The organism is Streptomyces sp. WMMC940, assembly GCF_027460265.1.
GTDB lineage: Bacteria > Actinomycetota > Actinomycetes > Streptomycetales > Streptomycetaceae > Streptomyces.
Genome location: NZ_JAPZBC010000001.1, coordinates 5,666,992 through 5,689,887, shown reverse-complemented (window position 1 = coordinate 5,689,887; position 22,896 = coordinate 5,666,992). Strand labels below are relative to the sequence as shown.

Below are 22,896 nucleotides of genomic sequence, written 5' to 3'. Positions count from 1 at the left end.
AGGTTCCGGGGGCCGTGTCGCGCCTGGCCACGGGCCCCCGACTGAGCCCCCGCGGCCGCCTTCTGACGCCTTCTTACGACCCGCGCGTTAGCGTGGGCCCGTGCCCTACTTCGACGCCGCTTCCTCCGCTCCCCTGCACCCCGTCGCCCGGCAGGCGCTCCAGGCGGCCCTGGACGAGGGATGGGCGGACCCCGCCCGGCTGTACCGCGAGGGCCGGCGCGCGCGGCTGCTGCTGGACGCGGCACGGGAGGCGGCGGCGGACGCCGTGGGCTGCCGCCCGGACGAGCTCGTTTTCACCTCTTCGGGGACACGAGCCCTCCATACGGGCATCTCGGGCGCGCTCGCGGGCCGCCGTCGCGTCGGGAGCCACCTGGTGGTGTCCGCGGTCGAGCACTCGGCCGTGCTGCACGCGGCGGAGGGCCGGCCCGTCACCGAGGTGCCCGTGGACCGCTGGGGCGCGGTGTCACCGGGAGTGTTCGCGGAGGCACTGCGCGAGGACACCGCGCTGGCGTGCCTGCAGTCGGCGAACCACGAGGTCGGCACCGAGCAGCCGGTCGCCGAGGTGGCCGGCCTCTGCCGGACGGCGGGGGTGCCGCTGCTCGTCGACGCCGCGCAGACCCTCGGCTGGGGCCCGGTCGACGCGGACTGGTCGCTGCTCACCGCGAGCGCGCACAAATGGGGCGGTCCGGCCGGTGTGGGGCTCCTCGCGGTCCGCAAGGGCGTCCGCTTCGCCTCCCAGGACCCGGCGGACGAACGGGAGTCGGGGCGCGCCCCCGGCTTCGAGAACATCCCGGCGATCGTGGCGGCCGCGGCGTCGCTGCGGGCCGTGCGGGACTCCGCCGCGTCGGAGGCCCGGCGGCTGCGGGAGCTGGTGGACCGGATCCGCACCCGGGTCCCGGAGCTGGTGCCGGACGTGGAGGTGGTCGGCGACCCGGTGCGCCGGCTCCCCCATCTCGTCACCTTCTCCTGTCTCTACGTCGACGGGGAGACGGTGCTGCACGAGCTGGACCGCGCGGGCTTCTCCGTGTCCTCGGGCTCGTCGTGCACGAGCTCGACGCTCACTCCGAGCCATGTACTGCGGGCGATGGGCGTGCTGAGCGAGGGCAACGTACGGGTGTCCCTGCCGTCGGGCACGGCGGAGGAGGACGTCGACCGGTTCCTGGAGGTCCTGCCCGGGGTCGTCGCCGGGGTCCGCGGCGGGCTGGGAGCACCGGCGGCCGGGGCTCCCTCGTCCGCCGCGTCCGGGTCGCTCGTGGTGGACGCCCTCGGCAAGCGCTGTCCCCTCCCCGTCATCGAACTCGCCAAGGTCATCGGGGACGTGCCGGTCGGCGGCACGGTCACGGTCCTCGCCGACGACGAGGCGGCCCGGCTCGACATCCCGGCCTGGTGCGAGATGCGCGACCAGGAGTACGTGGGCGAGTCCCCGGCGCCGGGAGGAACGGCCTACGTCGTGCGCCGCCGCGGCTGACACCGCGCCCGCGGTACGGGCGGGGCGGGGCGCGTCCGCTCGCGGGCAGCGGCGCCGGGGCACCGGGCCCGCCGACGAGCCGTTGCGCGGAACGCCGCGCCCGCAGAACACGGGGCTCTGCGGGCGCGGCGTTCGGGGCGGCGGGCCCGGGATCAGGAAAGGTGCGCCCGGACGTCCGACGCCGCGTCGTGGCCGTAGGCCTTGGTGAAGCGATCCATGAAGTGGGCGCGGCGGAGCGTGTACTCCTGGGTGCCCAGTGTCTCGATGACCAGCGTCGCGAGCATGCAGCCGACCTGCGCGGCGCGCTCCAGGCCGACGTCCCACGACAGCGCCGACAGGAAGCCCGCGCGGAACGCGTCGCCGACGCCCGTCGGGTCGACCTTGGCGTCCTCCTCGGGGCAGCCGACCTCGATCGCCGGCTCGCCCTTGCCCTCGATGCGCACACCGCGCGAGCCGAGCGTGGTGACGCGGTGGCCGACGCGGTCCAGGATCTCCTCGTCCGTCCAGCCCGTCTTCGACTCGATGAGCCCCTTCTCGTACTCGTTGGAGAAGAGGTAGGTCGCCCCGTCCAGCAGTATCCGGATCTCGTCGCCGTTCATCCGCGCGATCTGCTGCGAGAAGTCCGCGGCGAACGGGATGCCGCGGGAGCGGCACTCCTCCGTGTGGCGCAGCATCGCCTCGGGGTCGTCGGCGCCGATCAGCACCAGGTCCAGTCCGCCGACGCGGTCCGCGACCGACTTCAGCTCGATCTGGCGCGCCTCGCTCATCGCGCCCGTGTAGAAGGAGCCGATCTGGTTGTGGTCGGCGTCGGTCGTGCAGACGAAGCGCGCGGTGTGCAGCACTTCGGAGATCCGTACGGACGCGGTGTCGACGCCGTGCCGGTCGAGCCAGGCGCGGTACTCGTCGAAGTCGGAGCCCGCCGCTCCGACCAGGACCGGGTTGGTGCCGAGCTGGCCCATCCCGAAGCAGATGTTGGCGCCGACCCCTCCTCTGCGCACGTCGAGGTTGTCGACGAGGAAGGAGAGGGAGACCGTGTGGAGCTGGTCCGCGACCAGTTGGTCGGCGAAGCGGCCGGGAAAGGTCATCAGATGGTCGGTGGCGATGGAGCCGGTGACTGCGATTCGCACGGCTGAGTGCTCCTGGAGGGGAGGCGGAGTTGACGGTTAACGCTACCGGTTAACACGGGCCCCTCTGTAGTACGGAAACTACCCGATAGTAGGTCTTTTGCCTCAGCGTAACCCTGCGTACGGTTCCCGTATGCCGAACCCCACGTCGTACGTCGCCTTCCGGGAGCGCCGGTCGGTCGAGCCCGGGCAGATCGAGATCAGCCTGGCGGAGCTGCGCGGCGACAGCGCGCGGATGGCGCCGCACTGGGCGGTGCCGCCGATGGCCGCGGCCGCCCCGGTGTCCCCGTCGCTGATCCACGGGGTGGTCGTCTCCCCCGCCTCCGCACGGCTGGTCGACTCGATGCCCGTGTACGGCGACTGACGCGCCCCCAGCGCTCCGGCAGGCACACGGCGCATTCCGGGAACCGCGCGCTCCTCCCCTCCGTCCCATGGGTGTCCCCCGGAAAGGGTCCCGAAGGAGCGATGCGGTGAGCAGCACAGAGCGCCCCCAGAACAGCGCCGACGACGCCGGTGGTCCCGAGGGCACCGCGGTCCGGCGTCCTCGGAGGTCTCCGCTGGCCATCGCGTCCGTGGCCGCCGCGGTCCTGGTCGCGGGCGGTGGCGGCGCATGGTTCGCCACGACCGCCGGCGACGGCGGGGGCGGCGCACCGGGTTCCGGCCCCGAGCCCCCGCCGCTGGCGCTGGACGGCGGCACGGGCGTCGCGGTCGGCGAGCCCGGCCCCGGCGGGGTGGAGTACCGGGCCCGGGGCGAGCTGCCGGACGGCCCCGGCTCCGCCCGTGTGTACGAGGCGAACGGGACGGTCGGCAGGGCGCAGGTCGAGGCGCTGGCCGAGGCACTCGGCGTACCGGGCGCGCCGCGGCTGGAGGGCGGGGTGTGGAAGTCCGGCACGGACGGCGACGGCGGCGGCCCCCTGCTCCAGGTCAACCGGCAGGCCCCGGGCACATGGACGTTCAGCTCCTTCGGTCTGCCCAAGGGCGACGACTGCGTGAAGGACAAGAACGTCTGCAGGCCCAGCGGGACCGTCCCCGACGCGCACCGGCTGCCGGACGTCAAGACGGTGGGCGAGGAGGCGGCGAAGAAGGCCGCCGCTCCCGTGCTGGCCGCACTGGGCCTGGGCGACGCGCGGCTGGACGCGAAGCAGGTCCTGGGCGCGTACCGGGTCGTGCGCGCGGATCCGCCGGTCGGCGGTCTGCCCACGTACGGCTGGTCCACCAGCGTGCACGTGGGCGCCGACGGCACGGTGGGGAACGGCAGCGGGCAACTGGTGAAGCCGGCCGAGGGCCCCGAGTACCCGGTCGTCGGCGCCGAGGAGGCACTGGAGCGGCTGAACGCGGAGCGCGGGGGCGGTGGCCGGGTCGGCATCGGGGGTTGCGCGACGCCGGGGCCGCTGGCGGGGAAGGAGCCGGCCGCTCCCTGCGAGCCGGAGAGCGGCACGCCGGCCCCGGCCGAGGTGGTGACGATCACACGGGCCGAGTTCGGGCTGGCCGTGCACTCGGTGGAGGGGCGGCCCGCGCTGGTGCCCTCGTGGCTGTTCACGACAGGGCCGAAGACCGGCTCGAAGGAGTCCACGATCATCCAGCCCGCCGTGGCGCCGGAGTACCTGAAGCCGGCCCGGCAGGCGCCCGTGCCGTCGGGCACCGCGGTGCCGTCGCCGCCCGACGCCTCGAAGCTGCCGGAGACGACGGTCCGGGGCGTGGAGTCGTACGCCGTGGCGAAGGACGGGCGCACCCTGACGCTGCGCTTCTGGGGCGGGGTGTGCAGCCACTACTCGGCCGAGGCGCAGGAGACCGCCACCGAGGTCAGGGTGAGGATCATCGAGTCCCGGCCGGATCCGGGGCGGGTCTGCATCCTGATCGCCAAGGAGCTGACGGAGAAGGTCACGCTGGACGCGCCGCTCGGTGACCGCACGGTCGTCGACGTGGAGAGCGGCGACGCCGTGCCCCGCAAGTGAGCGGGCGTCCCGCAGTGGAGCGGGCGCCGGACGCCGGAGGGCGGTGACCCGGAACAGGGTCACCGCCCTCCGGCGTCCGGGCGGCTCAGCTGAAGGAGTCGCCGCAGGCGCAGGAGCCCGTCGCGTTCGGGTTGTCGATCGTGAAGCCCTGCTTCTCGATCGTGTCGACGAAGTCGATGGAGGCGCCGCCGAGGTACGGCGCGCTCATACGGTCGGTCACGACCCTGACCCCGTCGAACTCCTTGACGACGTCGCCGTCGAGCGAACGCTCGTCGAAGAAGAGCTGGTAACGCAGGCCGGAGCAGCCGCCGGGCTGAACCGCGACGCGCAGCGCCAGGTCGTCCCGGCCCTCCTGCTCCAGCAGGGACTTCACCTTGGCCGCGGCGGCGTCCGACAGGAGGATGCCGTCGCTCACGGTGGTGGTCTCGTCCGATACGGACATCTGCTTCTCTCCCGGGTTGTACGGAGACTGCTTGCCGACGTTGGCAACCGGCGGGGCTCCGGATTCATTCCGGACCGGCCCTGGTCTTTCCCTTTCATGCTCGCACATGCCCTCCCCCCGGGTCATCGACCTGTGGACGGCTCGGCCCGGGAACCAGGAATTGCGTCACATCGACGCTATGGACATCGTCAAAGTGACGTGAAGCGGTTATGATAGATAGTGTCAAATAGACGAAAAGGCTCCTCCGGTGCACCCCGGGGGCCCACCGGCGGCGGCTCCGTCGCCCCGACCGAAGAGTAGAAAGGGTGCGTGACGTGACCACCGCCCAGCCCTCCCTCACCGCGCCCGGCGCGGCAGGGGGCTCCCAGGATGTCCAGCCGACGCCGCTCGCCCTGCTGCTGCTCGGACGCGAAGCCGACCCCAGGAGCGAGCGGGGCGTCGAGTGCCCCGGCGACCTTCCCTCCCCGTCCGACCCGGACCTGGTGGAGCGCGCCCGCGCGGCGAAGGAGAAGCTCGGCGACAAGGTGTTCGTGCTCGGTCACCACTACCAGCGCGACGAGGTCATCCAGTTCGCAGACGTCACCGGCGACTCCTTCAAGCTCGCCAAGGACGCGGCGGCCCGGCCGGAGGCCGAGTACATCGTCTTCTGCGGTGTGCACTTCATGGCCGAGTCGGCGGACATCCTGACCGGTGACGACCAGAAGGTCGTCCTCCCCGACCTCGCCGCCGGCTGCTCCATGGCCGACATGGCCACGGCCGAGCAGGTCGCCGAGTGCTGGGACGTCCTCACCGAGGCCGGCGTGGCGGAACGCACCGTTCCCGTCTCGTACATGAACTCCTCCGCGGACATCAAGGCGTTCACCGGCAAGCACGGCGGCACCATCTGTACGTCCTCGAACGCGAAGCGCGCGCTGGACTGGGCCTTCGAGCAGGGCGAGAAGGTCCTCTTCCTGCCCGACCAGCACCTCGGCCGGAACACCGCCGTCCGTGACATGGGGATGTCCCTGGACGACTGCGTCGTCTACAACCCGCACCGGCCGAACGGCGGGCTCACCGCCGAGCAGCTGCGCGACGCGAGGATGATCCTCTGGCGCGGCCACTGCTCCGTGCACGGCCGCTTCTCGCTGGACTCCGTGAACGACGTCCGCGAGCGCATCCCGGGCGTGAACGTCCTGGTCCACCCCGAGTGCAAGCACGAGGTCGTCGCCGCGGCGGACCACGTCGGCTCCACGGAGTACATCATCAAGGCGCTGGAGGCCGCGCCGGCGGGCTCCAAGTGGGCGATCGGCACGGAGCTGAACCTGGTACGGCGCCTGGCGAACCGTTTCGCCCCCGAGGGCAAGGAGATCGTCTTCCTCGACAAGACGGTCTGCTTCTGCTCGACGATGAACCGGATCGACCTGCCGCACCTGGTGTGGGCGCTGGAGTCCCTGGCGGAGGGGAACCCGGTCAACCGGATCCAGGTCGACAGCGAGACCGAGAGTTTCGCCAAGCTCGCCCTGGAGCGCATGCTGGCGCTGCCCTGACGGTGACGGGCGCAGCCGCCGCGTCCGCAGACCCCGCGTCGCCCCGGCACACGACCCGTCCGTGTGCCGGGGCGACGGCGTTTCCCCGTGAGGCGGGGCCGGGTGCCCCACCTCACGGGCCCGGGAGCGCCCGCGCGGGGCGCGTCCGGCCGCCGCCCCCGGCGCCCGGACGACGGGCCCGCGCCACCAGGGACGGCTGCAGTGCGTGGACGGCCCGTGCCCGCGCGTACGGCTACGCGTTTGCCGGCTCCGGGGCCTCCTCCGCCCGCCGCGGCGGCACATCGCCGGATTTCCGCGCCCGCTTCGCCTCGCGCCGCGCACGGCGGCGCTCCTTGCCGAGTTCCACCATCGTGTAGAGCGTCGGCACCAGCAGCAGCGTCAGCAGCGTGGAGGTCACCAGGCCGCCGATGACGACCACGGCCAGCGGCTGGGCGATGAAGCCGCCCTCGCCCGTGACGCCCAGCGCCATCGGCACCAGGGCGAAGATCGTCGCCAGGGCCGTCATCAGGATCGGGCGGAGCCGGTGGCGGCCGCCCTCGACGACCGCCTCGACCACGCCCAGGCCCTGCGCCCGGTACTGGTTGATGAGGTCGATGAGCACGATCGCGTTGGTGACCACGATGCCGATCAGCATCAGCATGCCGATCAGGGCCGGAACGCCCATCGGGGTGCCGGTGGCGATCAGCAGACCGAGCGCGCCCGTCGCGGCGAACGGGATGGACACCAGCAGGATCAGCGGCTGGACCAGCGACTTGAACGTGGCGACCAGCAGCATGAACACGATCGCGATCGCCGCCAGCATCGCCAGGGCCAGCGAGGCGAAGGCCTCGTCCTGGTCCTCGGAGACACCGCCGATCGACGCGGTCGCGCCCTCCGGCAGGTCCAGCGCGTCGATCCTCGACTGGAGCGCGGCGCTCACCGCACCCGTGTTGTCGCCGGTCGGCTTCGCCGTGATCGTGGCGGCGCGGGCGCCGTCGATGCGGGTCATGGAGACCGGGCCGGGCACGAGCTTCACCTCGGCGATGTCCCCGAGCTTCACCGGCCCCAGGGGGAGCTCCTTCAGCTCGGCCATCGTCGTCGCCGGCTTGGCGGAGGTGATGACGACGTCCCGCTCGGTGTCGTCCAGGATCGCCTTGGCCGCCGGAGTGCCGCGGACGGCCTGGGCCACCGCGCCGCCCAGCGCGGCGTCGCTGAAGCCCGCCCGGGCGGCCTTCGCGTTGGCCTTGACGGAGATCCTCGGCACGGACTGGGCCAGGTCGCTCTGGACGTCGGTGACGTCGTCGAGCTTCGCGACCTCGCCCCGTACCTGCTCGGAGGCGGTGCGCAGGGTCTCCGGGTCGGCGGCCTTCACCACGACGCTGAGGTCCTGGTTGCCGAAGCCGTCGCCCGCCGCGATGGTCGTGTCGCCGATGCCGTCGAGCTTGCCGAGCTCCTCGTCGATGCGGTCGCGGGTCCGCTCGTAGGAGGCCGCGTCCTCCAGGGTGAGCTGGTACGAGGCCTGGTTGGCGCCCGTACCGCCGCCGAAGGCCGCCATGAAGCCGGAGGATCCGACGGTGACCTGGTAGTCCTCGATCCCGTCGATCCCGTCGAGGACCTTCTCGATCTTCCTCGCCGACGCGTCGGCCGCCTCCAGGCTGGTGCCCGGCCTCAGCTCCTGCTTGATCGACATGACCTCCTGCTCGCCCTGGTCGAAGAAGTTGGTCTTCAGGAGCGGCGCCATGCCGAAGGTGCCGACGAGCACCACGAGCGCGATGGCCACGCTGGTGAGACGGCGCCGGGTGGCGAACCGCAGCACCGCCACGTACATCCGCTGGAGCGGGCTGCGGGCCTCCTTCTCCTCGGCCTTGCGGCGCGCCTCGTCCGGATCGACGCCCCGGACGTCCTTAGGCGCGCGGAGGAACCAGTACGAGAGCACCGGCACCACGGTGAGCGAGACCAGCAGGGACGCCAGGAGCGCGGCGGTGACCGTCAGGCTGAACGATCCGAACAACTCCCCGACCATGCCGCCGACCAGGCCGATCGGCAGGAAGACGGCGACCGTGGTGAGCGTCGACGAGGTGACGGCGCCCGCGACCTCGCGGACGGCGGTGAGGATCGCGGACTGCCGCTCCTCGCCGTAGCCGAGGTGTCGCTTGATGTTCTCGAGGACCACGATCGAGTCGTCCACGACGCGGCCGATCGCGATGGTCAGCGCGCCGAGGGTGAGCATGTTGAGCGACAGGTCGCGGGTCCACAGCACGATCAGCGCGAGGACGACGGACAGCGGGATGGAGACCGCGGTGACGAGGGTCGAGCGGATCGAGGCCAGGAAGACCAGGATGACGACCACGGCGAACAGCAGACCGAGCGCTCCCTCCGTCGTCAGACCGGAGATCGACTTCGAGACCGCCGGGCCCTGGTCGGAGACGACGGACAGCTCGGCTCCCGCCCCCAGGTCCTTGCGGAGCTCGGGAAGCTTCTCCCTGACCGCGTCGGAGATGGCGACGGCACTGCCGTCCTTGCCCATCGTGGCCATCACGGCGAGGCTCGGTCGGCCGTTGGTGCGGGTGATGGAGACGCGCTGCGACTCCTCCTGGTTCACCGTGGCGATGTCGCCGAGCCGGACCGGCTCGGCCGGCTTGCGCGGCTCCGCGCCCGGAGCGGCCTGCGGGGCGATCCGCAGGTCCTCGATCTGCTTCAGCGAGGTGAAGCCGCCGCCGACCTGGACGGTGCGGCTGCTACCCGCCTCGGAGAAGGAACCCGCGGGGATCGTGGCTCCGCCCGCCCTGAGCGCCTCCGCCAGGGCCATGGTGTCCAGCCCGGCAGCGGCCAGCTTCCGGTCGTCGGGCGTGACGGAGACCTGGAGGTCCTGGACGCCGTCGACGCTGACCTGGCCGACGCCCTCGATGTCCTCGAGCGCGGGGACGACGGTCCGCTCCAGCCGGTCGGCGAGGTCCCCCAGAGCCTCCGGCCCGGGGGCGCCCCCGCGCTGGTCCGGGCCGGAGCCGGCGGCGAGGACGACGGTCGGTATGTCGTCGGTGGAGCCGGCGACGACCTGCGGGTCGACGTCGTCGGGCAGCTGGACGCGGGCGCGGTTCACGGCCTGCTGGACGTCGGCGACGAGCTGCTTGGTGCCCTCGTCCCCGTAGTCGAACGAGGCCATGATGACGGCGTTGCCCTCACTCGCCGTCGAGGTGACGCCCTTGATGCCGTCGACCGCCTTGATGGTGCTCTCGAGCGGCTCGACGACCTGCTTCTCGACCACATCGGGCGACGCGCCCTGGTAGGGGGCCAGCACGGACACCATCGGCAGTTCGATGGAGGGCAGCAGCTGCTGCTTGAGCTGGGGAATGGCGATCGCTCCGAAGACGATCGCCACGACCGACATCAGCCCTGTCAGGGCCCGTTGCGCGAGGCTGAGTCTGGACAGCCAGGACATGGGGTCTCTCTTCTGTGACGTGTGGCCGGCGGCAATGGTTTCGCTGACCCGGGACCGGAGCGGGGGCAGGTGCCCATCCATACGATCCGGCATCCGTGCGGGCGGATCCGTCGGCCCCAGGTCCAGATCCTGGTCCGCTGCGTACTCCGCATGGAGTACTGCCGGGTGGAGACTCAGTCCACCCGTGGGCGTACCAGGCCCGATTCGTACGCGATGACCACCAATTGCGCCCGGTCGCGGGCGCCGAGCTTCGCCATCGCCCGGTTCACATGCGTCTTGACGGTGAGCGGGCTGACCTCCAGCCGGTCCGCGATCCCGTCGTTGGAGTGGCCGCCGGCGACGAGGACGAGGACCTCGCGCTCGCGGCCCGTCAGCGCGGCCAGCCGCTCCGAGTACGCCCCGGAGCCCTGTCCGCCCTCCGAACTCCCGCCCTGCGCCAGGAACTTGGCGATGAGCCCCTTGGTGGCCGCGGGCGAGAGCAGCGCGTCGCCGGCGGCCGCGATCCGGATGGCGTTCAGCAGTTCATCGGGTTCCGCGCCCTTGCCGAGGAAGCCCGAGGCGCCGGCCCGCAGTGACTGGACGACGTACTCGTCCACCTCGAACGTCGTCAGCATCACCACCCGCACCTCGGCGAGTCCGGGGTCGGCACTGATCATGCGGGTGGCTGCGAGGCCGTCCGTGCCGGGCATCCGGATGTCCATGAGGACGACGTCGGCGCGGGCCGAGCGGGCGAGATCCACGGCCTCGGCGCCGTCCGCGGCCTCGCCCACGACCTCCATGTCGGGTTCGGAGTCCACCAGCACCTTGAACGCGCTGCGCAGCAGAGCCTGGTCGTCGGCGAGCAGCACCCTGATGGTCATCCGTCCTCGTCCCCCTCCGCGCGGGCCTTGACCGGCAGTATCGCCTGCACCCGGAAGCCACCTCCGTAGCGGGGGCCCGCGGTCAGCGTGCCACCGAGGGCCGTGACGCGCTCACGCATCCCGATCAGGCCGTGCCCGCCGCTGCCGCCCCCGGCCGCCGGGTCGCCGTCGGCGCCCTCCCGTACCGTGCCGGCGGGGCGGCCGTCGTCGAGGACGGTGACCTCCACGGTCCGGCCCACCCGTACGACGCTCACCTCCGCCTTGGCGGCCGCCCCGGCGTGCTTGCGCACATTGGTGAGTGCCTCCTGGACGATCCGGTACGCGGCGAGGTCGACGGCGGCGGGCAGCGCGGTGTCCTGGTCGGTGCGGGCCAGCTCGACGGGCAGCCCGGCCCGCCGGAAGCCGTCCAGCAGCGGGTCGAGGACGGCGAGTCCGGGGGCCGGTTCGGTGGGCGCCTCGGGGTCCCCCGACTGCCTGAGCAGACCGACGGTGGCGCGCAGCTCGTTCAGCGCCGAGCGGCTCGCCTCCCGCACGTGCGACAGGGCCTCCTTGGCCTGGTCCGGACGCTTGTCCATGACGTGCGCGGCCACTCCGGCCTGAACGTTGACCAGGGCGATGTGGTGGGCGACGACGTCGTGGAGGTCGCGGGCGATCCGCAGGCGCTCCTCGGCGACACGGCGGCGGGCCTCCTCGTCGCGGGTGCGCTCGGCCCGTTCGGCCCGCTCCCGTATGGCGTCGACGAAGGCGCGGCGGCTCCGTACGGCGTCGCCCGCGGCGGCCGCCATGCCGGTCCAGGCGAAGATGCCGAGGTTCTCCTGGCTGTACCAGGGCGCGGAGCCGAACAGCATGGCCGACCCGGTCAGCACGGTCATGGTCGGCAGGCCGACCCGCCAGGTCGTCGGCCGGTCGGTGCGGGAGGCGACCGTGTAGAGGGCGATCACCGCGGACATGGCGATGGGCGCGGGCGGGTCGCCGGCGACGAGCTCGGCGACGGACACGGCACCGGTGACCGCCAGCACGGTCACGGGGCGGCCGCGCCGGAACACGAGGGCTCCGGCGGCCGCCGTCATCAGCAGCAGGCTGCGGAGCTCGGGCGTGCGGGTGCCGAACGTCGGTCCGTGCGGCCCGTGGGGGTCGGCGAACGACGCGACGACCATGCACACGAGCACCGCCGCCGCGAGGCCCGCGTCGAACGCCGTCGGATGCGCACGCAGCCAGGAGCGGGTCGGCGCGAGCCGGCTGAGGCCGGTCAGAGGTGCGGTCACGTCAGGCAACGGTACGGGGTCGGATCCGGGCGGGGGCGGGACCCGGGGCAGGCCGGCCGGAGCTGGAGCCGTGGGCCTGTGGCGGGCAACCGGGCGGACCGGCGGAAGGACCGCGAGCCAGGAGGAGGGAAGCAGCCGAACGCACCGGCGGAGACGGACGACGGCAGCCGGGGTCCGTGACGCACGACCCGGCGAACACACGGAGGAACCGCGAGCCAGGAGGAGGGAAGCAGCCGAACGCACCGGCGGAGACGGACGACGGCAGCCGGGCGGAGACGGGGCCGGAGCGGAGGGTCCCCGGGACGGAGGCGAGGCCCCCGGGTCCGGGCACAGGCGCTCAGGCCCGGCGACGCGCCAGCCCCGGGCCGGACCGAGGTCGGCGACGACGGGGCCCGCGGCCGGACGGGGGTGTCCGGCCGCGGGCCGTGGTCGAAGCGGGAGCCGGGGCCGGGATCAGCCCGGGATGAGGCCGTTGTCGCTGAGCATGGCGCGGACCTCGTCGAGCGTCGCGTCCGGGGAGGGCAGGATCAGCTCGGAGGGCTCCAGTGCGTCGTCCGCGAGCGGTGCCCCGCAGCGGCGCACCTCGTCGAGCAGCGCGCAGAGGGTGCGGCGGAAGCCGTCCCGGTCACCCGTCTCCATCTCGGCCAACAGCTCGTCGTCGAGCTTGTTCAGCTCGGCGAAGTGGCTGTCCGCCACGGTCCACTGGCCCTCCCCCATGATCCGTACGATCATGACGCGCCGTCCCTACTGTTTGTCGAACTTGTGCTGGGTACGGCCCTGGGCCTGGTCCTGCGCCGAGCCCTCGCCTCCCTCGATGGCCTGCTGCTGGGTGCTGCCCCCGGCCAGCTCGGCCTTCATCCGCTGCAGCTCCAGTTCGACGTCCGTGCCTCCGGAGATGCGGTCCAGCTCCGCCGCGATGTCGTCCTTCGCCATCCCGGTCGGGTCGTCCAGCGCGCCGGACGCGAGCAGCTCGTCGATGGCACCGGCCCGCGCCTGCAGCTGGGCGGTCTTGTCCTCGGCGCGCTGGATCGCGAGACCGACGTCGCCCATCTCCTCGGAGATGCCGGAGAACGCCTCGCCGATCCGGGTCTGGGCCTGGGCGGCGGTGTACGTGGCCTTGATGGTCTCCTTCTTCGTGCGGAAGGCGTCGACCTTGGCCTGCAGCCGCTGGGCGGCGAGGGTGAGCTTCTCCTCCTCGCCCTGCAGCGTCTGGTGCTGGGTCTCCAGATCGGTGACCTGCTGCTGGAGCGCGGCACGGCGGGACAGCGCCTCGCGCGCAAGGTCCTCGCGGCCGAGTGCCAGCGCCTTGCGGCCCTGGTCCTCCAGCTTGGAGGACTGGCTCTGGAGCTGGTTCAGCTGCAGCTCCAGGCGCTTGCGGGAGGTCGCCACGTCGGCGACGCCGCGGCGGACCTTCTGCAGCAGCTCCAGCTGCTTCTGATACGAGTAATCGAGGGTCTCGCGCGGATCCTCGGCCCGGTCAAGGGCCTTGTTGGCCTTCGCGCGGAAGATCATCCCCATACGCTTCATGACACCGCTCATGGGCTTCGCGCGCCCCCTTCTGACGGACTCAGCTCCGGCTTCTCCAGAACCCACAGTACGGGCCCTGCATCCATTACCGCACTGTTCGAGCGCCGATGCGCTCATCCCCAAGGACGACCTGCGGGCCGTCCCGCTCCCGCGCAAGGAGTAGGTGGACTTCGGGGGAGGCGGCGGTCGTGTCGCCCCGGGCACGTTCCTGCTGCTTCTGCCCGTGAGGACGCGCGCCGTTGCCGGATCGTTCCCCAAGGGGCTGGGGCAGTCGCCCGCCACCCCGTACCCTTGTGTTTTGTGTTCCGTAGCCGTTCCAAGGAAGAGAAGGCCCCCACCGGCAAGGTGACGGCGGACCTCTCCAAGCAGCCCCGCGACCCCGAGGCCCCCAAGGGCCGCCCGACCCCGAAGCGGAGTGAGGCCCAGACGCAGCGTCGCCGGGCGCAGTCGGCACCCCTCGACCGCAAGGAGGCCATGCGCCGCCAGCGCGAGGCGCGCCGTGCCGACCTGGCCAAGCAGCGCGAGGCGCTGGCCGGAGGCGACGAGCGCTATCTGCCGCCGCGCGACAAGGGTCCGGTGCGTCGCTTCGTCCGCGACTTCGTGGACTCGCGGTTCTGCATCGCCGAGTTCTTCCTGCCGCTGGCCGTGGTGATCCTGGTGCTCTCCATGATCCGCGTCCCCCAGCTGCAGAACATCGCGATGCTGCTGTGGCTCGGTGTGATCGTGATGATCGTGGTCGACTCGATCGGTATCTGGATCCGGCTGAAGAAGCAGCTGAACGAGCGCTTCCCGGACGAGCCGAAGCGCGGCGCGGTGGCCTACGGCCTGATGCGCACGCTCCAGATTCGCCGACTGCGCCTGCCCAAGCCCCAGGTCAAGCGCGGAGAGCGGCCCTGAGCGCGGACGTCTCCTCGAAGTCCGACGTCTCAGACAGAGCCGACGCCCCCGGCAGAGGCGACGTCTCCGGTTTCGCGAGCGGGGCCGCCGCCTGGCTGCAGGGCCTGGGCGGGCTGCGCAACACGGTCCGGCAGGAGCTGGTGGCCCGGCAGCTCGACGAGCAGCTGGCCGCCCGCTTCCCCGTCGGGCAGCGGCTGCGCGTCCTCGATGTCGGGATGGGCCAGGGCACCCAGGCCCTGCGTCTGGCGCGGGCCGGGCACAAGGTCACCGGTCTGGAGTCCGACGCCGGGATGCTGCAGGTCGCGCGTGAGGCCCTGGCCCACGAGCCCGAGGGCATCCGGGAGCGCTTCCGGATGATCGAGGGCGACGGCCGGGACACGGGCGTGCACTTCCTGCCCGGTGCCTTCGACGTGGTGCTGTGCCACGGCGTGCTGATGTACGTCGAGGAGCGGGACGCGATGCTGGCGGGTCTGGCGCGGATGCTCGCTCCGGGGGGTCTGCTGTCGCTGCTCGTGCGGAACGCGGACGCGCTGGCGATGCGGGCCGGGCTGGCCGGGGACTGGGACGGGGCGCTGACCGCCTTCGACACGGACACGTACACCAACCGTCTCGGCCTCCAGGTGCGCGGCGACCGGCTGGCGTCGCTGACGGCGACCCTGGCGGGGATCGCGGCGCCGCTGCACGCCTGGTACGGGGTGCGGGTCTTCACGGACACCGCGGCGGACGACGCTGAGCCGCCGTCCGGGGACGAGCTGACCCGGCTGCTGACGGCCGAGGACCGCGCGGGCCGGACGGACCCGTACCGCTCGGTGGCGGCGCTACTGCATCTCTGCGGAGTGCGCGGCCAGTAGCGACGCGCGGGTTCGCGCCCGTGCGGGTCCTCGCCCGTGCGAGTTCGCGCCCGTGCGGGTTCGCGCCCGTACAGGTCCTCCCCCTGCTGGCCGCAGGTCCGCGGTCCGGGCGGGTGACTGCGCGAGCGAGGGCGGGTGACGGACTCCGGCGGGCGCCCGGGCCGGCTCGTACGGGGCGGCGCCCGCGGCATCCGATCGTACGAACGTCGGCGCCCGCTCAGGCGTCGGGGCCGTCGGTGCGTCCGTCTCCGTGTGACCACTGCATCGGACCTGACCACGACGGACACACCCCGTCTGCCCGCCCGGGAGACCTTCCGGGCGCTCTACCGCCATTTCCGGCCGCACCGCTGGACGGTCGCGTTCGGGGCGCTCCTCGCGCTGCTCGGGGCCGTGAGCGGACTGCTCCAGCCGCTTGCTGCGAAGGCCCTGGTGGACCGGCTCGGCGCCGGCGAGTCGATCAACGGGATTCTGCTGGTGCTCACCGCGCTGGTGGTCCTCGGCACCGCGATCCACGCTTTCGGCGCCTATGTGCTGGAACGCACCGCCGAGTCGGTCGTGCTCGCCGCTCGCCGCACGCTCATCGGCCGCTTGCTGAGGCTGCGGATTCCGGAAGTGGAGCGCACCCAACCGGGCGACCTGATGTCCCGGGTCACCTCGGACACCACCCTCCTGCGGGCCGTCACCACCCAGTCGATCGTCTCGGCCGTCACCGGGTCCCTCTCCTGCGTCGCGACGCTCGTGCTGATGGCGGTCCTGGACGCCGTGCTGCTCGGTGTCACCGTGGGGGTGATCGTCCTGATCGGCGGGGCCGTCGCACTGGTGATGCCGAGGATCGCGCAGGCCACCCAGCGGTCGCAGGAGGCGGTCGGGGAGATCTCCACCGTGCTGGAGCGGGTGTTCGGCGCGTTCCGTACGGTCAAGGCGTCGGGTGCGGAGGAGCGCGAGGCCGCCGTCGTGGAGACGGCGGCGAGGCGCGCGTGGCGGTACGGCGTGCGGACGGCCAAGTGGCAGTCGGTGGCGGCGTCGTCCGTGGGGCTCGCCGTGCAGGTGTCGTTCCTGGCGGTGCTGGGGATCGGTGGGGCGCGGGTCGCCTCGGGGGCGATATCCGTGTCCACGCTGATGGCGTTCCTGCTCTACCTCTTCTATCTGATCGAGCCGGTCACGGAGCTGGTCGAGGCCGCATCCCAGTACCAGGTGGGGTCGGCGGCCGTCGCCCGGATCGCGGAGGCGGAGCGGCTGGAGACGGAGGAGCTGCACCCGGCAGGACCGGAATCGGTGGGCCAGGCGGGGGCGGGGAGGACGGACGCGCCGGCCGGTCCCGTGGCGACGGCGGGGCCGGCTGGGGCGCGGCCACCGGAGGCGGGGCCGGACGCCCCCGGCAGGGCGGCGTCCGTGCGCTTCGAGGACGTGAGCTTCCGGTACCGGGACGGCCAGCCGTACGTCCACCACGGCGTCACCTTCGACGTGCCCGGCCCCGGGATGACGGCCTTCGTCGGCCCCTCGGGCGCGGGGAAGACGACGGTCTTCGGCCTCGTCGAGCGGTTCTACGAGCCGGCCGGCGGCCGGGTACTGGTCGACGGCAGGGACGTACGGGACTGGTCCCTGCCCGCGCTGCGCGCAGCCATCGGCTACGTCGAGCAGGACGCTCCGGTGCTGGCCGGGACCCTGAGGGAGAACCTGGTCTTCGCGGCGCCCGGCGCGACGGAGGACGAGATCCGTGACGTCCTCGCCCGGGCGAGGCTGGACGCACTCGTTGACCGCTTGCCCGACGGGCTGGAAACGGTGGTCGGGCACCGCGGCTCGAAGCTCTCGGGCGGCGAGCGCCAGCGGGTCGCGATAGCCCGCGCCCTGCTGCGGCGGCCCCGGCTGCTGCTCCTCGACGAGGCGACGTCGCAGCTCGACGCGGTCAACGAACTGGCGCTCCGGGACGTCGTCGCCGAGGCAGCCCGCGAGGTGACGGTCCTGGTGGTCGCCCACCGGCTCTCCACCGTGACGCTGGCCGACCGGATCGTGGTGATGGACGCGGGGCGCGTCCGTGCGATCGGCACCCACTCGGAACTGGTGGCGGAGGACCCGCTCTACGGGGAACTCGCGGCCACACAGTTCCTGTCCGCGGCACGGTGAGACGGCGGGGGCACCGTCGTTGTGGAGGCGCGGGGACACGGAGGCACCGTCGTCCTGGAGGCGCGGGGACGGGGACGCGCCCTCGTCCTGGACGCGCGGGGAGGGGGACGCGCCCTCGTCCTGGAGGCGCAGGGACGAGGCCGCAGAACGCGGGCCGGTGGGAAGCGGCCGCCGGAAGCCCGGCCGTGGACCGCGGACGCATCGAAGCAGAGCCTCCGAAAACAGCCCCGCAGCGCGGACCCCCCCGAAACAGGCCCGACGGAAGCCCGGCCGGGAACGAGGCCCCGTCGAAGGCGGACCCGCCCAAGACAGCCCCGCAGCGCGGACCCGCCGGAAGCAGACCCGCCGGAAGCCCGGCCGGGAACGAGGAAACCGCGGGTCCGCGGCGCCGCATCTGCGGCGCCGCGGACCCGCGGCTGCGAGGGGTCAGCTCTCGGCGTGCAGGCTCATGGGGCCGTAGACACGACTGCCGTCCTCGTAGAGGAAGACGTGGTCGGCGCCGCCCTCCAGGAGATCGCGCCAGACCTCACCGATCCAGGACTCGGCGTCCCCCTGCGTGCTGAACTCCTCCGGCTCGACGGCCGGCTGGACCTCCGTCCCGTCGGACTTCTCGAACCGCCACGTCCATGCCATGTGCGCCTCCTGGTCCCACCACGTGATCGCTGTGCCGATCGTCCTTGCCGATCACCTTGCTGCCCGCAGCGTAGCCGGGCGCGCACCCGCCGCGGGGACGCGGGAAGATCGTGACCGTGGAACTGACTCTGCTCGGCACCGGAGCCCCCACCGGACTCCCCCGCCCCGACTGCACCTGTGCGGGCTGCGCCGCCGCCCGTGGCGACCGGGCGCGCGCCGCGACGGCCCTGCTCGTGGACAGCGCGCTGCTGCTCGACCTGACGCCCGGTGCCGCGCTTGCGGCGGCGCGCGCGGGCCATTCGCTCGTGGGCGTACGTCAGGTGCTCCTGTCGCACCCGCACAGCGGGCCCGCCGTGGAGCTGCCCGCGGGGCTGCCGTCGGCGGGGCGGGTGCCGGACGGCCAGGAGCTGACGCTGATCAGCGGGCACCGGGTGCGGGCGGTGCCGCTGGACTCTCCGGGCACGGGGTACGAGGTCACCTCACCCGACGGAGAGCGACTGCTGTACCTGCCGCCCGGCGGGGCACCGGCCGGTGTCACGGACGGCGATCCCCTCCCGTACGACATGGTCGTCGCCGATGTGCTGGGGCGGCCGGACGGCCTGGCGAAACTGCGGGCGCGGGGCGCGGTCGGGCCGACGACCGATGTCATCGCCGTCCACATCGACCACGACGTCCCGCCCGGCCCCGAGCTCGACCGTCGGCTGGCGGCGGCGGGCACCCGTACCGTGCCGGACGGGACGACGCTGTACGTGGGCGAGTACCAGGACGTACCGGATGTGCCCCGGCGCACCCTCGTCACCGGCGGGGCGCGGTCAGGGAAGTCGCTGGAGGCGGAGCGGCGGCTGGAGTCGTTCCCCGACGTCGTGTACGTGGCGACGGGCGGGACACGTGGCAACGACACGGAGTGGGCGGAGCGGGTCGCGGCCCACCGTGAACGCCGGCCGGGGAGTTGGCGGACCGTGGAGACCTGCGACCTCGTCCCGCTGCTGTCCGAGAACGGCCCTCCGCTGCTCATCGACTGCCTGGCGCTCTGGCTGACGGACGCGATGGACCAGGTCGGCGCCTGGGACGACGAGCGCTGGGAGACGGTCGGCCGTGCGGCCCTGCGCCGTCGCACGGCCGCCCTCGTCGAGGCCCTGCGCGCCACGCGCCGCACGGTCGTCGCCGTCACCAACGAGGTCGGCTCGGGCGTCGTCCCCGCGACCGCGTCGGGCCGCCGCTTCCGGGACGAACTGGGGCGTCTAAACGCCGCGTTCGCCTCCGAGTGCGAACACATGCTGCTGGTGGTGGCGGGGCAGGCGCTGCCGCTCCGGTGACCCCGGCAGGTCTCGACGGTCCCGTGGCGGCCCCACCCCGGCCCGCCGACGCCGGTCCCAGACCCGACACTGGTTCCAGACCCGACACTGGTTCCAGGCCCGGCGACGGTTCCCGGACCCGGCGTCGGCTCCCGGCCCGGCGTCGCTCCCCTGGCGGCCCCCCGCACGGGCCGGCCCGCGCCGTCGTCGGGGCCGCGGGACGAGGCCGGTTCCGCGCTTCCCGTACGCCCCCGCCCGGGTGCCCCGCCGAGGCGGGGCACACCACCGGTGAACCGGGCGCGACCGGCGCAGCGGCCCCTCCCGCGCCCCGGATCGCGGGCGCGGGGACGCGCCTCGGCGCTGCTCCCGCCGCGGGGATCCCGACGCGGCCCGACGGCGGAACACCGGGCGCGGGCCGGTACTGTTCGGCGAATGAGCTCGCTGAATCTCGACGACTTCTCCGATCTGATCGAGCGCCCCGACAGCGGTGTGCGGCGCGATGCCGAGGAACGCCGGGAGCGGCTGGCCGTGCCGCCGGGCGCCCTCGGGCGGCTGGACGAGCTGGGTGAGTGGCTGTCGGCGGCGCAGGGTGCCGTGCCGGTTCGGGCCGTCGAGCGGCCCCGGGTGGTGCTGTTCGCCGGGGACCACGGGGTGGCGGAGCTGGGTGTGTCGGGCCGTGCGGCGGGCTCGGCGCACGAACTGGTGCGTTCGGTGCTGGACGGATCGAGCCCGGTCGCGGTGCTGGCCCGGCGGATGGACGTGCCGGTGCGGGTCGTGGACGCCGGTCTGGACTGCGACCCCGACCTGCTGCCGGAGGACGTCGTCCGGCACCGGGTGCGGCGTGGCAGCGGCCGGATCGACGTCGAGGACGCGCTCACCCCCGAGGAGGCCGAGCGGGCCGTACGCCTCGGCGTGGCGATCGCCGACGAGGAGGCCGACTCCGGCACCGACCTGGTCGTCCTGGGCGATCTCAGCGTCGGCGGTACGACGCCCGCCTCCGCCCTGGTGGCCGCGCTGTGCGGTACGGACGCCTCCGTCGTCACCGGCCGCGGCGGCGCGGGCATCGACGACCTGGCGTGGATGCGCAAGTGTGCGGCGATCCGCGACTCACTGCGCCGGGCCCGGCCCGTGCTGGGCGACCAGTTGGCCCTGCTGACGGCCGTGGGCGGCGCGGATCTGGCCGCGACGACCGGATTCCTGCTGCAGGCGGCGGTCCGCCGGATGCCGGTGATCCTGGACGGGGTCGTGTCGGCCGCGTGCGCCCTCGTCGCCCAGCGGGCGGCTTTCCGGGCGCCGGACTGGTGGCTCGCGGGGCAGGTCAGCGGGGAGCCGGCCCAGGCGAAGGCGCTCGACCGGATGGCCCTGGAACCGCTCCTGGAGCACGGGGTCACGGTCGGGGAGGGCACCGGCGCCCTGCTCGCCCTTCCCCTCGTCCAGGCGGCCGCCGCGCTGGCCGCGGAGCTGCCCGAGCGCCCGGCCGGCGGCGGGAGCGACGTCGGGGACTCGACCCCGGCCGAGGCGGGGAGCGAGAGCGTGGCCGCCGGCGACGGCGAGGCCCGCTGACGGGGAGGCTCACCGGGACGCGCGAGTACGACGAGCCACCGACCGGGCCCACCCGGCCGCCCACAGGGCACCGACCGGCCGGTCCCGCCACCCACGCGCCCGCCACCCTGCCAGTCGCCGGACACCCGCCACGGGCCACCGACGCACCCGCCACCGACGCGCCCGCTCCCCGGCCACCCGCGAGAGATCGGGATCACTCCGGCCAGAGTCAACTTCCGGCCGTTCCGGCGGGTCTTGGCACACGGCGCGACGCTCGACGGCGCCGGGGGTGGTGCTCGCCGTCCGGTCCCGGGATCCGCCCGCCGGTGGTGGAACGAGTCGTCGTACCGCGCCCATGCCGAGTACCGACCAGTCCGGGAGCCACGTTCCATGCTCGCCCACGAGGCCGCCGGTCCCCTGCGGACCGGAACCGTCCGCCGCCCGCCCGCGGCGGCCCGCCGCGCTCCCTCCGCGGACGGCCGGTGAACCGGGCGCGCGCTTTCGCGCGCCGTGAGTGGGGGCCGCTGTACCGGACCGTGCGCAGCGCCCTCGTGGCGAGGACGTGGCGCGCGATCCCCCTCACGCTCACCGCGGTCTGCCTCACCGCCCTCTGCCAGCTCGTGCAGAACCGGTCCTGGGGCTACGAGCCGGTGCAGAGCATCGGCTCGGTACGCGCCGAGGACCCGCTCTGGCTCGCTCTGCTGCGCACTCCGCTCTCCCTGTTCGTCCCGGCGCTCGACCTGCCGGTGTGGGGCGCGCTGGCACAGATCCTCCTGGTGTTCGGCATCGCCGAGATCTGCCTGGGCCGGCCGCGCACACTGGCGGTCGCCTACGGGGCGACGCTCGCCGGGACCCTGTACGCCCGGGCCGGGGTCGCGCTCGGGCCGGACCACCCGCTCGGGCTGCCCGCCTCGGACGCCCACGTCGTGGACACCGGGCCGTCGGCCGCGGTGGTCGGCCTCGCCGTGTACGTGTGCGCCCGCTACGCGGCCCGGCTGACGATGGGGCTGGTGGTCGTCGCCATGGTGGTGGAAGTGGTGGTGAAACCCAATCTGGCCGGCAAGGAGCACCTCGCGGCGATCGCCGGGGTGTTCGTGGCGATCGCCGTGACGGCGTGCTTTCAGCGCGGTTCGCGGTCCCGGCCGGATCCGGTGGCTCCGGTCACCGGCAGCCGGTCCGGGGCGCCGCCGATCAGGTCCTGGAGCTTGCGGCGCGGCCCGCTCCAGCGCCTGTCCTGGCGGAAGGCGCGCAGCATCGCCCTGGCCCGGGAGCGCGGACGGTGCCGGTAGAGGCGCCTGGCCCAGAGCGAGGTGGGTCTGGCCAGCCGCAGCGCCCCGATGATCGCGACGAACGGCACCAGGGTGCCGATGACCGCCATGCGCAGCTTGCCCTTGAAGAGGGTGATCAGGACGAACATGAAGTTGACGGCGAGGGTGAGCAGGAAGGCCCGCCGGTCGTCGCGTTCGTCCGCGGTGAGGTCGTTGACGCCGAGCGGCGCGAAGCCGCCGAGGGTGAGCAGCAGCACGGACGCGGTGAGGACGACGACTTCGACGCTCTTGCGGCCGTCCTCGGTCCAGTAGACGTCGTCCAGGTGGAGGATCAGCGCGAACTCGTCCAGGACGAGCCCGGCGCCCACGCCGAAGACCACGGCGAACACCACGGTGCCGGCGCCGGTGTGCTGGCTGCTGGCGACCGAGCCGAAGCCGCCGACCACGGTGAGCACGACGCCCGGCACCACGTGGTGGATGTGGAGTCCGCCCGCCTTGACGTTCCCGAAGGGCCCCTTGCCCGCCCGGATCATCCGGGTGACGGTCCGGGTGATCAGGAAGGTCAGGACGAACGAGGCCAGCGCGAGGAGCAGCGGGAGCTTCCCGGGCTCCACGATGTTGCGGTAAAACCAGTGACCCATGCCACCCGCTCCCGTTTTGTCCGTCATGCGCAATTTACCGTCGCGGCGCACCGGCTACCC

18 protein-coding genes and 1 pseudogene are annotated in these 22,896 nt (G+C 73.3%); 10 read left to right on the top strand and 9 right to left on the bottom strand.

The genetic code is table 11. The annotated features are described in order from the left end of the window. The first annotated feature begins 100 nt into the window (after positions 1–100). Positions 101–1,468 carry a cysteine desulfurase/sulfurtransferase TusA family protein gene (locus tag O7595_RS25065; protein ID WP_269730867.1) on the top strand — a complete coding sequence of 456 codons (1,368 nt, stop codon included), beginning with the start codon at positions 101–103 and terminating at the stop codon, positions 1,466–1,468. A gap of 152 nt (positions 1,469–1,620) precedes the next feature. Here O7595_RS25065 and O7595_RS25060 read toward each other — a convergent pair whose 3' ends face one another. Beyond that, entirely contained in the window at positions 1,621–2,595 is a 975-nt protein-coding gene (locus O7595_RS25060; protein WP_269730866.1) for a carbohydrate kinase family protein, read from the bottom strand. Between the two features lie 130 nt (positions 2,596–2,725). Here O7595_RS25060 and O7595_RS25055 point away from each other — a divergent pair, with 130 nt between their 5' ends. Continuing rightward, positions 2,726–2,956, top strand: a complete 231-nt coding sequence (locus O7595_RS25055; protein ID WP_269730865.1) for a hypothetical protein — start codon at positions 2,726–2,728, stop codon at positions 2,954–2,956. Positions 2,957–3,062: 106 nt separating this feature from the next. Next, a complete protein-coding gene (locus O7595_RS25050) occupies positions 3,063–4,547 on the top strand; it encodes a hypothetical protein (RefSeq protein WP_269730864.1) in 1,485 nt (494 codons plus the stop codon). 85 nt (positions 4,548–4,632) lie between these two features. Here O7595_RS25050 and erpA read toward each other — a convergent pair whose 3' ends face one another. Beyond that, positions 4,633–4,989, bottom strand: coding sequence for an iron-sulfur cluster insertion protein ErpA (gene erpA / locus O7595_RS25045; protein ID WP_093660113.1), 357 nt, complete (start codon positions 4,987–4,989; stop codon positions 4,633–4,635). Positions 4,990–5,303: 314 nt separating this feature from the next. Between erpA and nadA the strand changes: the two genes are divergently transcribed. Continuing rightward, complete coding sequence (gene nadA, locus O7595_RS25040; RefSeq protein ID WP_269730863.1) at positions 5,304–6,515, top strand: quinolinate synthase NadA; 1,212 nt, start codon at positions 5,304–5,306, stop codon at positions 6,513–6,515. Between the two features lie 232 nt (positions 6,516–6,747). Here nadA and O7595_RS25035 read toward each other — a convergent pair whose 3' ends face one another. The 5 genes from O7595_RS25035 to O7595_RS25015 form a co-directional block, all read right to left on the bottom strand. After that, on the bottom strand, positions 6,748–9,933 hold the full coding sequence (locus O7595_RS25035) for an efflux RND transporter permease subunit (protein WP_269730862.1): 3,186 nt from the start codon (positions 9,931–9,933) through the stop codon (positions 6,748–6,750). Positions 9,934–10,106: 173 nt separating this feature from the next. Then, positions 10,107–10,793, bottom strand: a complete 687-nt coding sequence (locus O7595_RS25030; protein ID WP_269730861.1) for a response regulator — start codon at positions 10,791–10,793, stop codon at positions 10,107–10,109. Then, a complete protein-coding gene (locus tag O7595_RS25025; RefSeq protein ID WP_269730860.1) occupies positions 10,790–12,058 on the bottom strand; it encodes a sensor histidine kinase in 1,269 nt (422 codons plus the stop codon). Before O7595_RS25025 ends, O7595_RS25030 begins: the two co-directional genes overlap by 4 nt. A gap of 453 nt (positions 12,059–12,511) precedes the next feature. Next, a complete protein-coding gene (pspAA, locus tag O7595_RS25020; RefSeq protein ID WP_138055773.1) occupies positions 12,512–12,790 on the bottom strand; it encodes a PspA-associated protein PspAA in 279 nt (92 codons plus the stop codon). A 12-nt stretch (positions 12,791–12,802) separates the two neighbouring features. Continuing rightward, the gene (locus tag O7595_RS25015) at positions 12,803–13,597 is read right to left on the bottom strand and encodes a PspA/IM30 family protein (protein WP_269730859.1); all 795 of its coding nucleotides are present in this window, start codon (positions 13,595–13,597) and stop codon (positions 12,803–12,805) included. A 288-nt stretch (positions 13,598–13,885) separates the two neighbouring features. On the opposite strand from O7595_RS25015, the gene O7595_RS25010 reads away from it, so the two are divergent. The 3 genes from O7595_RS25010 to O7595_RS25000 all read left to right on the top strand — a co-directional run bounded on the left by O7595_RS25010 (position 13,886) and on the right by O7595_RS25000 (position 17,457). Continuing rightward, complete coding sequence (locus O7595_RS25010; RefSeq protein WP_269730858.1) at positions 13,886–14,482, top strand: DUF3043 domain-containing protein; 597 nt, start codon at positions 13,886–13,888, stop codon at positions 14,480–14,482. Between the two features lie 140 nt (positions 14,483–14,622). Beyond that, a complete protein-coding gene (locus tag O7595_RS25005; RefSeq protein ID WP_269730857.1) occupies positions 14,623–15,333 on the top strand; it encodes a class I SAM-dependent methyltransferase in 711 nt (236 codons plus the stop codon). 252 nt (positions 15,334–15,585) lie between these two features. Then, the gene (locus tag O7595_RS25000; protein WP_269730856.1) at positions 15,586–17,457 is read left to right on the top strand and encodes an ABC transporter ATP-binding protein; all 1,872 of its coding nucleotides are present in this window, start codon (positions 15,586–15,588) and stop codon (positions 17,455–17,457) included. A 426-nt stretch (positions 17,458–17,883) separates the two neighbouring features. On the opposite strand, the gene O7595_RS24995 is transcribed toward O7595_RS25000, so the two are convergent. Next, a complete protein-coding gene (locus O7595_RS24995; RefSeq protein ID WP_269730855.1) occupies positions 17,884–18,090 on the bottom strand; it encodes a hypothetical protein in 207 nt (68 codons plus the stop codon). Between the two features lie 116 nt (positions 18,091–18,206). Between O7595_RS24995 and O7595_RS24990 the strand changes: the two genes are divergently transcribed. The 3 genes and pseudogenes from O7595_RS24990 to O7595_RS24980 form a co-directional block, all read left to right on the top strand. Then, positions 18,207–19,406, top strand: coding sequence for a bifunctional adenosylcobinamide kinase/adenosylcobinamide-phosphate guanylyltransferase (locus O7595_RS24990; RefSeq protein ID WP_269730854.1), 1,200 nt, complete (start codon positions 18,207–18,209; stop codon positions 19,404–19,406). 420 nt (positions 19,407–19,826) lie between these two features. After that, positions 19,827–20,948, top strand: a complete 1,122-nt coding sequence (gene cobT / locus O7595_RS24985; RefSeq protein WP_269732617.1) for a nicotinate-nucleotide--dimethylbenzimidazole phosphoribosyltransferase — start codon at positions 19,827–19,829, stop codon at positions 20,946–20,948. Between the two features lie 461 nt (positions 20,949–21,409). Beyond that, positions 21,410–22,126 (top strand): annotated as a pseudogene (locus tag O7595_RS24980) (hypothetical protein); the annotation flags it as partial. Here O7595_RS24980 and O7595_RS33705 read toward each other — a convergent pair. Further along, positions 22,048–22,836, bottom strand: coding sequence for a hypothetical protein (locus O7595_RS33705; protein WP_332328295.1), 789 nt, complete (start codon positions 22,834–22,836; stop codon positions 22,048–22,050). The pseudogene O7595_RS24980 and the gene O7595_RS33705 sit on opposite strands and share 79 nt — an antisense overlap. Positions 22,837–22,896 lie beyond the last annotated feature (60 nt).

Excerpts from the sequence above, each read along its gene's own strand:
- O7595_RS25055 (WP_269730865.1), top strand. The coding sequence starts at position 2,726 with ATGCCGAACCCCACGTCGTACGTCGCCTTCCGGGAGCGCCGGTCGGTC.
- O7595_RS33705 (WP_332328295.1), bottom strand. The coding sequence starts at position 22,836 with ATGGGTCACTGGTTTTACCGCAACATCGTGGAGCCCGGGAAGCTCCCG.
- O7595_RS24995 (WP_269730855.1), bottom strand. The coding sequence starts at position 18,090 with ATGGCATGGACGTGGCGGTTCGAGAAGTCCGACGGGACGGAGGTCCAG.
- erpA (WP_093660113.1), bottom strand. The coding sequence starts at position 4,989 with ATGTCCGTATCGGACGAGACCACCACCGTGAGCGACGGCATCCTCCTG.
- O7595_RS25035 (WP_269730862.1), bottom strand. The coding sequence starts at position 9,933 with ATGTCCTGGCTGTCCAGACTCAGCCTCGCGCAACGGGCCCTGACAGGG.
- O7595_RS25015 (WP_269730859.1), bottom strand. The coding sequence starts at position 13,597 with ATGAGCGGTGTCATGAAGCGTATGGGGATGATCTTCCGCGCGAAGGCC.
- pspAA (WP_138055773.1), bottom strand. The coding sequence starts at position 12,790 with ATGATCGTACGGATCATGGGGGAGGGCCAGTGGACCGTGGCGGACAGC.
- O7595_RS25030 (WP_269730861.1), bottom strand. The coding sequence starts at position 10,793 with ATGACCATCAGGGTGCTGCTCGCCGACGACCAGGCTCTGCTGCGCAGC.